We start from the raw sequence: 13,957 nt of genomic DNA, 5'->3' as shown, positions 1-13,957 counted from the left end.
GCCACCCGGTCAGCCATGCGCGACCCCGAAACCGCCCGGCGCCTCGCCGGACTTTGAGAAGGCCGTGGTCGATTTGGCGGACGCCCGACGCCTGTGTCATACTCTTCAAGTTGTCGATACGGCCCCATCGTTTAGCGGCCTAGGACACCGCCCTCTCACGGCGGCAGCGCGGGTTCAAATCCCGCTGGGGTCACTCATGTGATTACGACAACACCTGAATGCCCTCGCTTCGGCGAGGGCATTCGGCGTTTCGGGGGTGGCTCGGCCGCGACATCCGCCGGTTCGCCCTCATCGACTCGCTGACCGCTCACCCCTGCGTCGGCTAGACTCGCGGATGCGAAGGGGAGTATCCCGCGAGGTGAAGGCCTCGATCCATGATCGTCAATACGAGCGCCGCCGCAGGCGCTCCGGTCGTGGGGGCCGCCACGGCGGAGCAGGGAGAGACTTTCGGACCTCCGCCGTCCCCGAATCCCCGAAAGGCACCCTGTGCTCGCACTTCCCGTCTGGTTCGAAGTCGGATCGCTCGTCGTCCTGACCTTGATCCTCATCGCCGACCTGCTGCTCGTCATCAAGCGCCCGCACATCCCCTCGTTCCGCGAGTCGACCCTGTGGGTCGTCTTCTACGTGGCGCTCGCCCTCATCTTCTCGTTGCTGATGCTCATGTTCGCGGGCGGCGAGTACGCCGGGCAGTTCATCGCCGGCTGGCTGACGGAGTACAGCCTCTCGATCGACAACCTCTTCGTGTTCGTGATCATCATGGCCCGGTTCGCGGTGCCGAAGAAGATGCAGCAGGAGGTGCTCATGGTCGGCATCCTGCTCGCGCTGCTCTTCCGCGGCATCTTCATCCTGCTCGGCGCACAGCTCATCGAGAACTTCAGCTGGATCTTCTACATCTTCGGCGCCTGGCTCATCTGGACCGCGATCCAGCAGGCGTTCCTGCATCGCGAGGAGAACGCCGAGGAGTCCGAGGGCCTGGTGGTGCGGATGCTCCGCAAGCGCGTGCGCATCTCCGACGACTACGACGGCATCAAACTCAAGACCACGGTCGACGGCACTCGCATGTTCACGCCGATCCTCATCGTGTTCATCGCGATCGGCACCACCGACCTGCTGTTCGCGCTCGACTCGATCCCGGCGATCTTCGGCATCACCCAGAGTGCGTTCATCGTCTTCACGGCGAACGTCTTCGCGCTCATGGGCCTGCGGCAGCTCTACTTCCTGCTCGGCGGTCTGCTCGAGCGACTCGAGTACCTCAAGTACGGCATCGCGTTCATCCTCGCCTTCATCGGCGTGAAGCTCGTGCTGCATGCCCTGCACGTCAACGAGCTGCCGTTCCTGAACGGCGGCCAGCCGATCGAGTGGGCGCCCGAGATCTCGACCTGGACCTCGCTCGGCGTGATCGTCGCAGCCATGGCCGTCGCCACGATCGCGAGTCTCGTCAAGGCGAGCGTCGAGTCGAAGCGTCGCGGCGCGAAGCTCATGGACGAGGTGCCGCACTTCACCGAAGAGGCCGACCGCGCGGGCGAGGCCGACCGCGCCGAGCGATAGGGCGTCCACAGCGGTCAACGCGTCCGCGCAGGAGTTGCTAGCGTGTATGGGCGACGCCGGCGGCGGCGTCGCTCGCGCCGACGACGACCGCCGACGCCCCATCGACCCCGACCCCGACCCGACGGAGGAGACCCGTGCCAGGTGATGTCGAGGGCATCGTCTCGCTGACCCGCGGGTCGGCGCTCATCGCCCACTCCGCCCGGTCCGACGTGGGGCGCGTGCGGGCGGTGAACGAGGACTCGTTCCTCGCCGAGGCGCCGGTGTACCTCGTCGCCGACGGCATGGGCGGGCACGCCAGGGGCGATGCCGCGAGCCAGGCCGTGGTCGACACCTTCCGCCGGCATCTCGAGCCGGGGGTTCCGCCAACGCCCGAACAGGTCCTCGACGCCATCCACACGTCGAACGACGCGGTGCGCGCGCTCAGCGACGAGGGCGAAGAGGGCACCGCCGTTGCGGGCACGACGCTCGCGGGCGTCGTGCTGGTCGACACCGGCGACGGGGTGGGCTTTCACTGGATGGTCTTCAACATCGGCGACTCGCGCGTCTATGCGTGGGACGGTCGCACCCTCGACCAGCTGAGCGTCGACCATTCGGCCGTGCAGGAGCTCGTCGATGCGGGGCTCATCAGCCCCGACGATGCCGAACGGCACCCCGACCGCAACGTCATCACGCGCGCGCTCGGGGCCGACGAGGTCGTCGATCCCGACATCTGGCTCATTCCCGCGGCCGGGCGCCAGATGTTCCTGGTGTGCTCCGACGGCCTCACGAAAGAGCTCGACGACGAGCGCGTCGCGTCGATCCTCGCGGGCGATGCCGTACACGCCGCCGGCATGGCAGGTGAGCTCGTCGACGCGGCGATCGAGCACGGCGGGCGCGACAACGTCAGCGTGGTCGTCGTCGAATCGACGATCGGGGCAGGCGACGACGACGATTCCGACGCGACCCGCGACCGCGGTGACGGGTCGGTCGAGACGACGAGGCCGCGAGGCGAAGGGGGCGCAGATGGCTGAGTACCTGTCCGATGCATCAGGGCGACGGGTCGCTGGAGTGCGGCCCGGCGTCGTGCTGGTCGTCGGGGGCGACGACGCGGCGACGACGGTCGGCGAACTGTGGCCGGCGCTGTCGGCCGACGCCACGACCGCGGTCGTCGAACGGCTGACGGCGCGCGGCCTCGGCAACACCCCCGACTTCGCGCTCATCACCTGGCCCGAGCGCGCGGTCGCCGGCGGCCTCGTGCGCGTGCTCGTGCGCGGCGACTTCGAGGTCGCAGTGGGCGGCACGCGCATCTCGGGCGTCGGCGTCTCCACATGGACCGAACGCGTGCTCGACGTGCCCGCCGAGTTCGAGGTCGAGGCGCTCGGTGCCGACGCCGCCGCCGACTGGTTCCCGATCGTCGACGGCGTCGTGACGGCCGCGCGGTTGGCCGTGCCTGCGCGCGCCGCGTCCTCCGCCGCGGCGGTGCCTGCCGCCGCTGCGGCGGCCGTGCCGACGCCGACGGTTTCCGCGCCCGCTGCTGCCCCGGCGCCGGTCGTCGCTGCGGCCGCGGTCGCGGCATCCGAACACACGATCGCCCCGCTCGGCGAAGAGACCGTCATCGACCCCGTCGAGCCGATCCCGGCTGCGATCCCCGCGCCGGCCCTCGGAGCACCCGTGATTCCCGCACCGTCGAGTCCCGCACCGTCGGGCGGTCAGGGTGACGACGAAGCCGGCCCGGGCGACCACGATGGCCTGACGATCGCGAGCGTCGACATCCGTCGACTGCGGGCCGAGCGTGAGGCAGCGAAGGTCGGCGGCTCGACGCCCGCTCCTGCCGACGACACCGAGCACGCCGAGCCGCAGGCGCCGCAGCCGCAGTTGCGAATGCCCGACGGATCCCTCGAGGCCATCGGCCACGAACTCGTGCTCGGCCGTGCGCCCAGTGTCAGCAAGGTCTCGGGCGGGCGGTTGCCGCGCCTTGTCACGATCGGCCACGGCGACCCCGACATCTCGCGCAGCCACGTGCGCATGGCGCTCGAGGGCGGCACGGTCGTCATCACCGACCTGCACTCGCGCAACGGCACGCTCGTGGTCGCGCCGGGCATGCCGCCCGTGAAGCTGCGCGCCGGCGAGCCGACGCCCGTGCTCATCGGCACCGTCGTCGACCTCGGCGGCGGCTGCACGCTGCAGGTGGTCGGCGGCTGATGCGGCGCGCTCCCTCGACCCCGCCCGAGCTGCCCGGATACACGTCGATGGGCCTGCTCGGCTCCGGCGGATTCGCCGACGTGTTCCTGTACGAGCAGAAGCTTCCCCGCCGCAAGGTCGCCGTCAAGGTGCTGCTGACCGAAGAGCTCGGCCGCGACACGCGGGCGCAGTTCGTGGCCGAGGCGAACCTCATGGCGCAGCTGTCGGCGCACCCGTTCATCGTCACGATCTTCCACGCAGACGTGTCGAGCGACGGCCGCCCGTACTTCGTCATGGAGTACTGCTCGGGCCCGAGCCTCTCTGAGCGCTACAAGCGCCAGCCGTTCACGATCGAAGACGCGCTCCGCACCGGCGTGCGGCTCGCCGGAGCGATCGCCACCGCGCACGCCGCCGGCATTCTGCACCGCGACATCAAGCCCGCGAACGTGCTGACGAACGACTACGGCTGGCCGGCGCTCACCGACTTCGGCATCTCGTCGAACCTCGACGGCGAACTGCCGGTGCACACCGTCACCGCGCCCGAGGCCTCGGCGACCGGGTCGGGCCAGTCGGCGGTGGGCATGAGCGTGCCGTGGTCGCCGCCCGAGATGTTCGAGGACGACCCCAGGCCCGACACCCGCAGCGACGTGTTCTCGCTGGCCGCCACGGTGTACACGCTCGTCGCGGGTCGCACGCCGTTCGAGATCCCCGGCCGGCCCAACGGCTCGCTCGACCTCATGGGGCGCATCGAGCGCGGTGCGATCACTCCCATCGACCGCGCCGATGTGCCGCGCAGCCTCACGGCCGTGCTCGCGAAGGGCATGGCCACGCGCCGCGACGACCGCTTCCCGAGCGCGGTCGAGTTCGCCCGTGCGCTGCAGCGCATCGAGCTCGAGCTCGGCTATGCGGCGACGAGCATCGAGGTGCCGAACCTCGCGTCGTCGCGCGAGGCACCAGCCGACGACGATGCCGCTGACGCCACCCGCGCCAGGTCGGTGCGTACGGTCGAGGCGCAGGCCCCGCGCGGCGAGCCGATCGCACCGGCGCCGAAAGCGCCTGCGGCCGACGACGACCGCACGCGTGCCCGCACCCCCCAGCAGATCGCGGCCCAACCGCAGCTGCCGGGCGACGTCGCATCGGCGTCCGTCGCGCCGCTCGACGACGGCACGGTGGTGCGCACCCGGGCCGGTGCCGCCGGAATCGGCGCACCGCCCGCTGAGGCGCCCGACGCCACGGTCGTGCGGCCGCGCCGCGCTGCGCCGGTGCACGTGCCGGTGCCCGTATCCGGCCCATCGCGGGCTCCGGTCGCGCCCGAGGCAGTAGACGGCCAGATGCCGCGGCGCTCGAGGCTGGGCCTGATCATCGGCATCGCCGCCGCCGTCATCGTGGCTGGGGTCGTCGGGGTGACGATCGCCCTGTCGGGAGACGTCGCGCCACCCGCTGCTGAGACCGGGCCGACCTCTCCCGGCGAGGACGCCGTGATCGCCGCGACCGTGCCGGCGCCGACCGTCGAGCCCGGCGTCACGAGCCCCGACGGGGCATCCGTCGCCTTCGCCGTCTCGCACGACGGCGCCGAAGACGGCGACCGATACCGCTGGAAGCGCGCCGACGGCAGCGGGCAGACCGAAGTGACCGAAGGGCCGACCATCACGGTCGCCGGTGCAGGCGCAGGGGCGATCTGCATCGACGTGCAGGTGCAACGCGGAAGCAAGACCTCGGAGCCGGTGAGGGGATGCTCCGGATGAGGCCGTTGAAGGTCGAGTACTGCGGCGAGTGGTACACCGTCGAGGCGGGGGAGCCGTTCACCATCGGCCGCGAGTCCGACCTCACGATCGACGACAACCCGTACCTGCATCGCACCTTCCTGACGCTCTCGTCGGAGTACGGTCTCTGGTGGCTCGCGAATGTCGGGCAGTTGCTCTCGGCGACCGTGTCGGATGCCACCGGAAGTGTGCAGGCGTGGGTCGCCCCCGGCGCCAAGCTGCCGCTCGTGTTCCAGACCGTGCACGTCATGTTCAGCGCCGGCGCGACCACCTACGACTTCACCGTGCACGCCGAAGAGGACTTCTACAACACGTCGCTCACCGCGACGATCTCGGCCGGCAGCACCACGGTGATGCCCGTCGCCCTCACGACGAGCCAACGGCAGCTCGTCGTCGCGCTCGCCGAGAACGTGCTCGCACAGCCGAGCGCGGGCCGGGCACCGGTGCCGAGCTCGGCCGAGGCCGCGGCGAGGCTCGGCTGGAGCATGACGACGTTCAATCGCAAACTCGACAACGTGTGCGAGAAGCTCGACAAGCTCGGCGTCGACGGACTGCGCGGGGGGCGGGGCAAGCTGGCGACGAACCGCCGAGCCCGCCTCGTCGAATATGCGGTCGCCACGCGGCTCGTGAGCGCCGACGATCTCGTGCTGCTCGACGCCTCCGGCGACCGCCCCGCGGCGAACGATGGGTGAACGGGCCGACGGGGAGGTCTCCCCATTCCAGGGCGTCACCGGGACATGTTAGGTTGATGCCCGGCCCGCGACTCTGAGCGGGCCCATCCGACGAGCCCTACCGACGGACGCCCCGGGAGACGACCTTGAACCGACTCATCGCCTGGGTTCGCGCGCGCAAGACGATCGCTTCGGGCACGGCCATCGCGGTGCTCGCCGGGGTGCCGCTGGGTTTCGCGGTGCTGCACCAGGGATACCCCGTCTCCGACCCCGAGTTGCACGCTCGCGAGGTCTGGGTCACCAACGCCGAAGACCTGCTCGCGGGCCGCCTGAACCGTCAGATCGAAGAGCTCGACGCGGCCGTCTCGACCGCTTCGAATGAGGTCGACGTCTTCCAAGACGGCAGCGACGCGTTCATCTACGACCCGAGCGTCGGTTCGATCGAGCGCATCGACCCGTCGTTCACGACGCTCGTCGAGCGCATCGACGTGCCGCCGGCGTCGCAGGTCGCCTACGGCGGCGACGTGCTCGCCGTGCTCTCGCCGAAGGGCGAACTGTGGACCGTCGCGGCGGGCGACCAGCTGTCGTTCGACTGGCGCGGCAGCGATCCCATCGCCGAGTTCGGTGGCGAGGGGCACGTCGCGGTGAGCCCGAAGGGCACGGTGTTCGCGACCGCCGAGGGCGAGTCGACCCTGATGCGGTTCGAGCGCGGCGCCGACGAGCCGAGCGAGCTCGCCGTGCCCGAACTCGGCGCGCATCAGGTGGCGGCCGTCGGCGAGCGGGCCGTCGTCTTCGACGAAGACGCGAACCGGCTCATCATCGACGACCGCACCGTCGAGCTTCCCGACGCCGGACTGCGCCTGCAGCAGTCGGGCGCCGAACACGACGCGGCCTACGTCGCGACCGCCGCGGGCCTGCTCGAGGTGCCGCTCGACGGCGGCGAGGTGCGCGAGCTCGACAACGGGTCGCCGGGGGCGACGACGAACGCGGCGGATGTCGCGGCGCCGGTGCAGCTCGACGGCTGCGTGCACGGCGCGTGGGCCGAGACCGGCCGCTACCTCTCCGCATGCGGCGACGCCGAGCCGACGCTGCTCGACATCGAGCAGCCCACGGGCGGTTCGCGTCTCGAGTTCCGCGTCAACCGCGACGTCATCGTGCTGAACAACCTCACCAACGGCAACGCCTGGCTCGTCGACTCCGACCTCAGGCTCGTCGACAACTGGGAAGAGGTCACCCCTCCCGAAGAGAGCGAGGAGGAGGAGGGTGAAGAGAAGAGCTCGCAGCAGACCTTCGAAGACACCCTCGCCGAGCGCACCGACCAGAACCGGCCGCCGCTCGCGCGCGACGACGAGTACGGCGTGCGCCCGGGGCGCACCACGATCCTCGAGGTGCTCGAGAACGACACCGACCCCGACGGCGACGTGCTCACCGTCGCCTCGACGAGCGATGTGTCCGAGGCTTCGGGCAAGCTCGAGCTCATCGACGGCGGGCGTGCGCTGCAGTTCTCGCCCGCCGAGGGCGCCGCAGGCTCGGTGTCCTTCAGGTACTCGGTCGACGACGGTCGCGCGGGTGTGTCCGAGGCATCCGTCAACGTGCGCATCGTGCCCGAATCCGAGAACGCGCCGCCCGTCTCGATCCGCTCGGGCGCCGTGAGCGTCGAACAGGGCCAGAAGATCTCGTACAACGTGCTCGCCGATTGGAACGACCCCGACGGCGACGACCTCTTCCTCGTGAACGCCTCGCCGACCGGAGGCGACTCGGTGCGCTCGAGCCCCGACGGGTTTCTCACGTTCGAGCACAAATCGGCCGAGCTCGGCCTCAAAGAGGTGAAGTTCACGGTCAGCGACGGCCAGACGACCGCCGCCGGCACGCTCGTCGTCGAGGTGAAGCCGGCCGGGTCGCTGAACCCCATCGGCACCCCCGACTTCGCGCAGGTGTTCGTCGGCGAGACCGAGCTCATCGAGCCCCTCGCCAACGACCTGTCGCCCTCGGGCGCAGCGCTCGAGCTGCTCGGCGTCGAAGGCGCGCCCGACGGGGCATCCGTCACGCCGAACCTCGAACGCGGCACGATCGCCTTCTCGAGCGGCGAGCCCGGCGAGTACATCTTCCTGTACAACCTCGGCGCGGGTGCGACGGTGAGTGTCGGCCTGCTACGCGTGCAGGTGACCGAACCGCCCGATACCGCCCCTGCGCCGATCGCCGTGAAGGACACCGCCTACCTGCGACCCGGTGAACCGCTGTCGGTGCCGGTGCTCGCCAATGACGTGTCGCCGTCGGGCCGAGTGCTCGCCGTACAGTCGATCGACGACGCGGCTACCGAAGGGCTGGTGTCGGTCGAGATCCTGACGAACACCGTGACGCGGGTGACCGCGTCGGCGGCCCTCGATCGGCAACTGCAGTTCGCCTACACCGTCTCCGACGGCGTGAACTCGTCGACCGCGACGGTCACCGTCGTGCCGGTGCCGCCCCTCGTGAAGCACCAGCCGCCGGTGGCGATCAACGACGGTGTCAACGTGCGCGCCGGCGACATCGTGACGGTGCCGGTGCTCGCCAACGACTACCACCCCGATGCGGCTGCGCTGCACGTGCTGCCCGACCTCGCCGACACCGACGGGCTGGCGGGTCTCGCCTTCGTCGACGGCGACACGGTGCGGTACCAAGCACCCGAGCAGCCCGGGGTCTACACGGCCGTCTACACGATCGGCGACGACTTCGAGCAGACTGCGCGGGCGACGGTGAGCTTCACCGTCGTGGCACGCGATGCGGGTGAGAACCGCGCACCGCTGCCCACGCCGCTCACCTCGCGCACCTTCGCCGGGTCGGCGGTCAAGATCGACGTGCCCCTCGACGGCCTCGACCCCGACGGCGATTCGGTGATGCTCACCGGCATCACCGTGGCACCCAACCTCGGCCGCGTCATCGAGCGCACGAGCACGTCGTTCACCTACGAGGCGTTCTCGGGCTCGGCCGGCACCGACGAGTTCAGCTACGAGGTGCGCGACACGCTCGGCGCCACCGCGACCGGCACCATCCGCATCGGCGTGATCCCGCGGCCGGTCGTGCAGCTGCCGCCGAAGGCCGTCGATGACACGATCGAGATGAAGCCCGGTCGCACCGCGTCGGTCGAGGTGCTGCTCAACGACTCCGACCCGAGCGGATTCCAGCTGCACGTCGCCGACCTGCCCGAGGTCGACGAGGGGATCGAGGCCGAGGTCCGCGACCGACGGCGGGTCGTCGTCGGGGCGCCCGACGCCGAGGGGGCGTACACGATCCGATACGAGATCTCGAACGGCCACGGCGGCGCCGACACCGCGTTCCTGCAGGTCGCCGTCACCGAAGACGCGGTGATCCTGCCGCCGACCGCCGAAGACCAGGTCATCGAGCCCGAGCAGGTCGCCGACGACACGCCCATCACCGTCAGCCCGCTCGGCGACGCCACGAACCCCGGTGGACTCGTCGAAGACCTCGTCGTCACTGTCGAGGGCCCGAACGCCGACCGCGCCGAGGTGCACGACGACGGCACGATCGACGTGACACCCGGTCCCCAGCGCTATGCCGTCGCCTACCGGCTGACGAACGAGCTCGACGACCTCGACGCGATGGCATTCGTGATCGTGCCGCCGGTGCCGAGCGGCGAAGAGCAGCCCGTCACCGAGACCCAGAAGCCGAAGACCCCCGAAGAGCTCGCCGCTGAAGAGCGTGCGAAGTTCCCGGCCCCGTTCCTCAAGGACATCGGCGCGGTCATCGTGCCCATGAACGGGCAGATCGAGTGGAGCGTCGCCGACCTCGTCGAGGTGCCGTCGGGCAATCCCGCCCTCGTCTTGACGGCGTCGTCGACGAACGCGCGCGAACCGGCGTTCGTCGACGGCACGACGCTGCGGTACGCCCCCGCGCAGGACTATCGCGGCGAGGCATCGCTGACGTTCGAGGTCACCGACGGTTCGAGCGCCGAGGACCCGATCGGCCGCAAGGCGGTGCTCACGATCCCGATCACCGTGGGCGACCCTGACTTCAACGACACGCCGCCGACGTTCACGCCGCGATCCGAGACACTCGAGGCCGGCGAGGCGCCGATCGAGCTCGACCTGCGCTCGTCGAGCGACCAGCCCAACCCCGACAACATCGAACGCATCACCTACACCAACCTCTCGGGCACGACCGGCGACATCGCCGCCGAGATCGTCGACGGTGCGACGCTGCGCGTGTCGTCACCGCTCGGCGTGCAGCCGGGTGCCGCCACGCGGCTCACGTTCGACGTGAACTTCAACGAGTTCACCGTGCCCGGCTACATCGACGTCAAGGTGGTCTCATCGACGCGTGCCTTGCCGAAGGCGAACGACGACGGGCCCGAGTACGTGAAGCGATCGGCGTCGATCCCCGTCGACGTGCTCGCGAACGACTTCAACCCGTTCGAGCAAGACGGCGTGCCGCTGCGCGTCGTCGCCGCGGCGATCGACCAGGTCGACGTCGGGTCGAACGCGTCGGTCAGCCACACCGACACCGGCATCACCGTGCGCGCGGGCGCGGCGTTCACCGGCACGCTCAGCGTGATCTACCGCATCCAAGACGGCACGAAAGACCCGGCCCGCGAAACGCAGGGACGCGTCACGGTGATCGTGCGCGACGTGCCTGACGCGCCGAATGCGCCGACCGTCACGGCGGCGTCGGGCGCCGCGACCGTGCGCTGGGCCGCGCCGGCGACCAACAACTCGCCGATCACCCGCTACGAGGTGCGCTGGAACGGCGGATCGAAGATGTTCGACGCCTCGGCGGCGGGTGTCAACCAGCCCATCGGCGGGCTCACCAATGGCACGACCTACACGTTCACCGTGCGCGCCGAGAACGGCATCGGGTGGAGCGCCCAATCGGCCGGCACAAGCAAGACGCCGTACGGTCGGCCGAGCCCGCCCCGCAACGTGACCGCGAACGCAGCCGGATACGCGCCGACGACCGTGAACGTCGACTGGAACGCCCCGAGCGACACCGGCGGCGGTGGCGTGCACTATCAGGCCCGCATCGCCGGGGGCAGCTGGAAGACCGTGAGCGGCACCTCGGCCTCATTCAGCGGGGTCGGCGCCGGCACTCACCGCGTCGATGTGGTCGCCGTGAACAACAACGGCGGCGGCACGAGCGGCATCGCATCGACCAATGTCGGTGTGCAGAACGCACCACCGCCGGTGCCGTCAGGCTCGATCGGCAAGGGGCCGAGCATGGCGTGCGACAGCGGCGGCAGCGGATGTGCCGAGGTACGCATCACCTGGAACAACATGAATGCGGGCCGATATCAGATCTACGTGACGGTCAACGGCTCCTGGAGCAACTGGAAGGGAACCTACGACATCGGCGCGAGCGGGAATCTGCAACTGCAGAACCACCTCGGCAGGCGAGCGGCCGGCGAGACGATCGCGGTGCGGTTCGAGAACGTCAGCGGCGGCACCTCGCGCACCCTGGGCGCCATCAGCGGAAGCCAGTGGAACAACATCGCCTACAACACGTGGTGAGCACGTGCACCACGACCTCAGAGCAATGAAGAGAGAGACGAACGCATGGCAGTGACCCAAGAACAGGCGCAGTGGTTCCAAGACGCCTTCTCGAAGCTCGTCGACAACATCGACCAGGCGATCCTCGGCAAGCGCGAGGTGATCGAGCTCGTCGTCACCGCGCTGCTCTCCGACGGCCACGTGCTGCTCGAGGACTTTCCGGGCACCGGCAAGACGGTGCTCGCGAAGGCGCTCGCCAACACGCTCGATGGCACCCACTCGCGTATTCAGTTCACGCCCGACCTGCTGCCCTCCGACGTCACCGGCGTGACGATCTACGACCAGGGCAAGGGGCACTTCGAGTTCCACCGCGGCCCGATCTTCGCGTCGATCGTGCTCGCCGACGAGATCAACCGGGCGAGCCCGAAGACCCAGTCGTCGCTGCTCGAGGTCATGGAGGAGGGCCGGGTCACGGTCGACGGCGTGAGCTACGAAGTGGGCAGCCCGTTCATGGTCATCGCGACGCAGAACCCCGTCGAGCAGGCGGGCACGTACTCGCTGCCCGAGGCGCAGCTCGACCGGTTCCTCATCAAGACCTCACTCGGCTACCCCGACCACGACACCGCCGTGACGCTGCTGCTCGACTCGGCCAACCGCGCGCGCGCGTCGAAGGTCTCGCCGATCATCGCCTCGAGCTCGGTGACGACGATGGCGCAGCTGGCCTCCGACGTCTACGTCGATGCGGCCGTGCTGTCGTACCTCAACCAGATCGTCGCCGCGACGCGTGCGCACAAGGACTCGTCGCTCGGCGTCAGCATGCGCGGCGCCCTCGCCCTCGCCCGCACGGTGAAGACCTGGGCGATCGCGCACGGGCGCACTTACGTGACCCCCGACGACGTGCGCGACCTCGCCGTGCCGGTGCTCGCGCACCGCATCATCGTCGACCCCGAGTCGGAGTTCGCCGGCGTCGCCGCCGAAGACATCGTCTCGGGCGTGCTCGTCGACGTCGCCCCGCCGGCCTACCGGGCGGCATGACGGCCGAGGCACGTGCGCCCCGGGTTCCCTCGCAGGCGCGCATCGCATTCCGTGCCGTCGGGCGTTCGGTCGCGGCATCCGCTCGTTCTGTCGGCGGCCGGATCGCGGCGACGGCGAAGCGGGTGGCCGCGTTCACGGCGCCCGTCACCGGGGTCGTCTCGACGACCGGATGGCTCGTGCTCGGTGCCGTCGTCGTGTCGTTCGCGCTCGCGTGGGGCTTCGGCTGGGTCGAGTTCGCATTCTTGGGGGCGACCCTCGCGGCCGCCGTGCTCGTGTCGGTGCCGTTCGTCTTCGGGCGCATGCAGTACCGGGTCGACATCGCCCTGCAGCCGAGCCGCGTCGTCGCGGGCGAGCGGGCACTCGGGCAACTCGTGGTCGAGAACGTGGGCGGCGCGCCGTCGATCCCGTCGCGGCTCGAGCTTCCGGTCGGCGCGGGGCTCGCGGAGTTCGTGATCCCCGCCATCGCGCCGGCCGAGCGGCATGAGGAGCTGTTCGCGGTGCCGACCAACCGACGTGCCGTCATCGTGGCCGGGCCCGCCGCGTCGGTGCGCGGCGACCAGCTCGGCCTGCTGCGCCGTGTCGTGCGCTGGACCGAGCCCGTCGAGCTCTTCGTTCACCCGGTCACGGCGAGGCTGCAGCCCTCAGCCGCGGGACTCGTGCGCGATCTCGAGGGCGAGGTCACGAAGACGATCACCGACAACGACATCTCGTTCCATGCGCTGCGCGCCTACGAGCCGGGCGATGCACTGCGCAACGTGCACTGGCGCACGTCGGCGCGCACCGGCCAGCTCATGGTGCGCCAGTACGAAGAGACACGGCGCTCGCAGCTCGTGCTGCTGCAGTCGACCGAGCGCTCGCACTACGCCTCCGACGACGAGTTCGAGCTCGGCGTCTCGGTGCTCGCCTCGCTCGGTGTGCAGGTCATCCGCGACGGCACCCGCCTCGACGTCGTCACCGAAGGGCGCAAGTTGCGCACCGCGACGCCGACGGCCCTGCTCGACGACACCAGCCGCATCGAGCCCGTGAACGGTGCGTTCGACTCCCTTCGCGAGTTCGTGCGCGAGGGCACCAAGCGACTTGCGGTCGCCAGTGTGGCCATCGTCGTGGGCGGCTCGGCCGTGCCGCTGGCCGACTTCAGGTCGGTCGAGACGGTCGTCGGGCCCGACACGCAGATGCTCGCCTTCCGGGTCGAGGTCGGCGCCCCATCGCGCATCGCCGGCATCGCCGGCACGACCGTCGTGACGGTCGGCTCGCTCTCCGACCTGCAGCGACTCGTTCGGAGGGTGCGCCCGTGAACCGG

The 13,957-nt window shown here is 70.2% G+C and carries 8 protein-coding genes and 1 tRNA gene; all 9 read left to right on the top strand.

Translation table 11 applies throughout. The annotated features are described in order from the left end of the window. The first annotated feature begins 120 nt into the window (after nucleotides 1–120). The 9 genes from ABD164_RS12310 (at nucleotide 121) to ABD164_RS12270 (ending at nucleotide 13,952) form a co-directional block, all read left to right on the top strand. Nucleotides 121–193, top strand: a tRNA-Glu gene (locus ABD164_RS12310). A gap of 293 nt (nucleotides 194–486) precedes the next feature. After that, entirely contained in the window at nucleotides 487–1,548 is a 1,062-nt protein-coding gene (locus ABD164_RS12305; protein ID WP_344296514.1) for a TerC family protein, read from the top strand. Nucleotides 1,549–1,682: 134 nt separating this feature from the next. After that, the gene (locus tag ABD164_RS12300; RefSeq protein ID WP_344296513.1) at nucleotides 1,683–2,558 is read left to right on the top strand and encodes a PP2C family protein-serine/threonine phosphatase; all 876 of its coding nucleotides are present in this window, start codon (nucleotides 1,683–1,685) and stop codon (nucleotides 2,556–2,558) included. Beyond that, a complete protein-coding gene (locus tag ABD164_RS12295) occupies nucleotides 2,551–3,729 on the top strand; it encodes an FHA domain-containing protein (RefSeq protein ID WP_344296511.1) in 1,179 nt (392 codons plus the stop codon). The genes ABD164_RS12300 and ABD164_RS12295 overlap by 8 nt, the downstream gene beginning before the upstream one ends. Further along, complete coding sequence (locus ABD164_RS12290; RefSeq protein WP_344296509.1) at nucleotides 3,729–5,453, top strand: protein kinase domain-containing protein; 1,725 nt, start codon at nucleotides 3,729–3,731, stop codon at nucleotides 5,451–5,453. The genes ABD164_RS12295 and ABD164_RS12290 overlap by 1 nt, the downstream gene beginning before the upstream one ends. Further along, nucleotides 5,450–6,163, top strand: coding sequence for an FHA domain-containing protein (locus ABD164_RS12285; RefSeq protein WP_344296507.1), 714 nt, complete (start codon nucleotides 5,450–5,452; stop codon nucleotides 6,161–6,163). Before ABD164_RS12290 ends, ABD164_RS12285 begins: the two co-directional genes overlap by 4 nt. A gap of 125 nt (nucleotides 6,164–6,288) precedes the next feature. Beyond that, the gene (locus tag ABD164_RS12280) at nucleotides 6,289–11,643 is read left to right on the top strand and encodes an Ig-like domain-containing protein (RefSeq protein WP_344296505.1); all 5,355 of its coding nucleotides are present in this window, start codon (nucleotides 6,289–6,291) and stop codon (nucleotides 11,641–11,643) included. A gap of 45 nt (nucleotides 11,644–11,688) precedes the next feature. After that, entirely contained in the window at nucleotides 11,689–12,657 is a 969-nt protein-coding gene (locus ABD164_RS12275; protein WP_344296503.1) for an AAA family ATPase, read from the top strand. Then, on the top strand, nucleotides 12,654–13,952 hold the full coding sequence (locus ABD164_RS12270; protein WP_344296502.1) for a DUF58 domain-containing protein: 1,299 nt from the start codon (nucleotides 12,654–12,656) through the stop codon (nucleotides 13,950–13,952). Before ABD164_RS12275 ends, ABD164_RS12270 begins: the two co-directional genes overlap by 4 nt. Nucleotides 13,953–13,957: the final 5 nt, after the last annotated feature.

Source organism: Agromyces neolithicus (assembly GCF_039529735.1).
Taxonomy (GTDB): domain Bacteria; phylum Actinomycetota; class Actinomycetes; order Actinomycetales; family Microbacteriaceae; genus Agromyces; species Agromyces neolithicus.
This window is presented reverse-complemented; position numbering and strand designations above follow the sequence as displayed.

Excerpts from the sequence above, each read along its gene's own strand:
- ABD164_RS12275 (WP_344296503.1), top strand. The coding sequence starts at position 11,689 with ATGGCAGTGACCCAAGAACAGGCGCAGTGGTTCCAAGACGCCTTCTCG.
- ABD164_RS12270 (WP_344296502.1), top strand. The coding sequence starts at position 12,654 with ATGACGGCCGAGGCACGTGCGCCCCGGGTTCCCTCGCAGGCGCGCATC.
- ABD164_RS12285 (WP_344296507.1), top strand. The coding sequence starts at position 5,450 with ATGAGGCCGTTGAAGGTCGAGTACTGCGGCGAGTGGTACACCGTCGAG.
- ABD164_RS12295 (WP_344296511.1), top strand. The coding sequence starts at position 2,551 with ATGGCTGAGTACCTGTCCGATGCATCAGGGCGACGGGTCGCTGGAGTG.
- ABD164_RS12290 (WP_344296509.1), top strand. The coding sequence starts at position 3,729 with ATGCGGCGCGCTCCCTCGACCCCGCCCGAGCTGCCCGGATACACGTCG.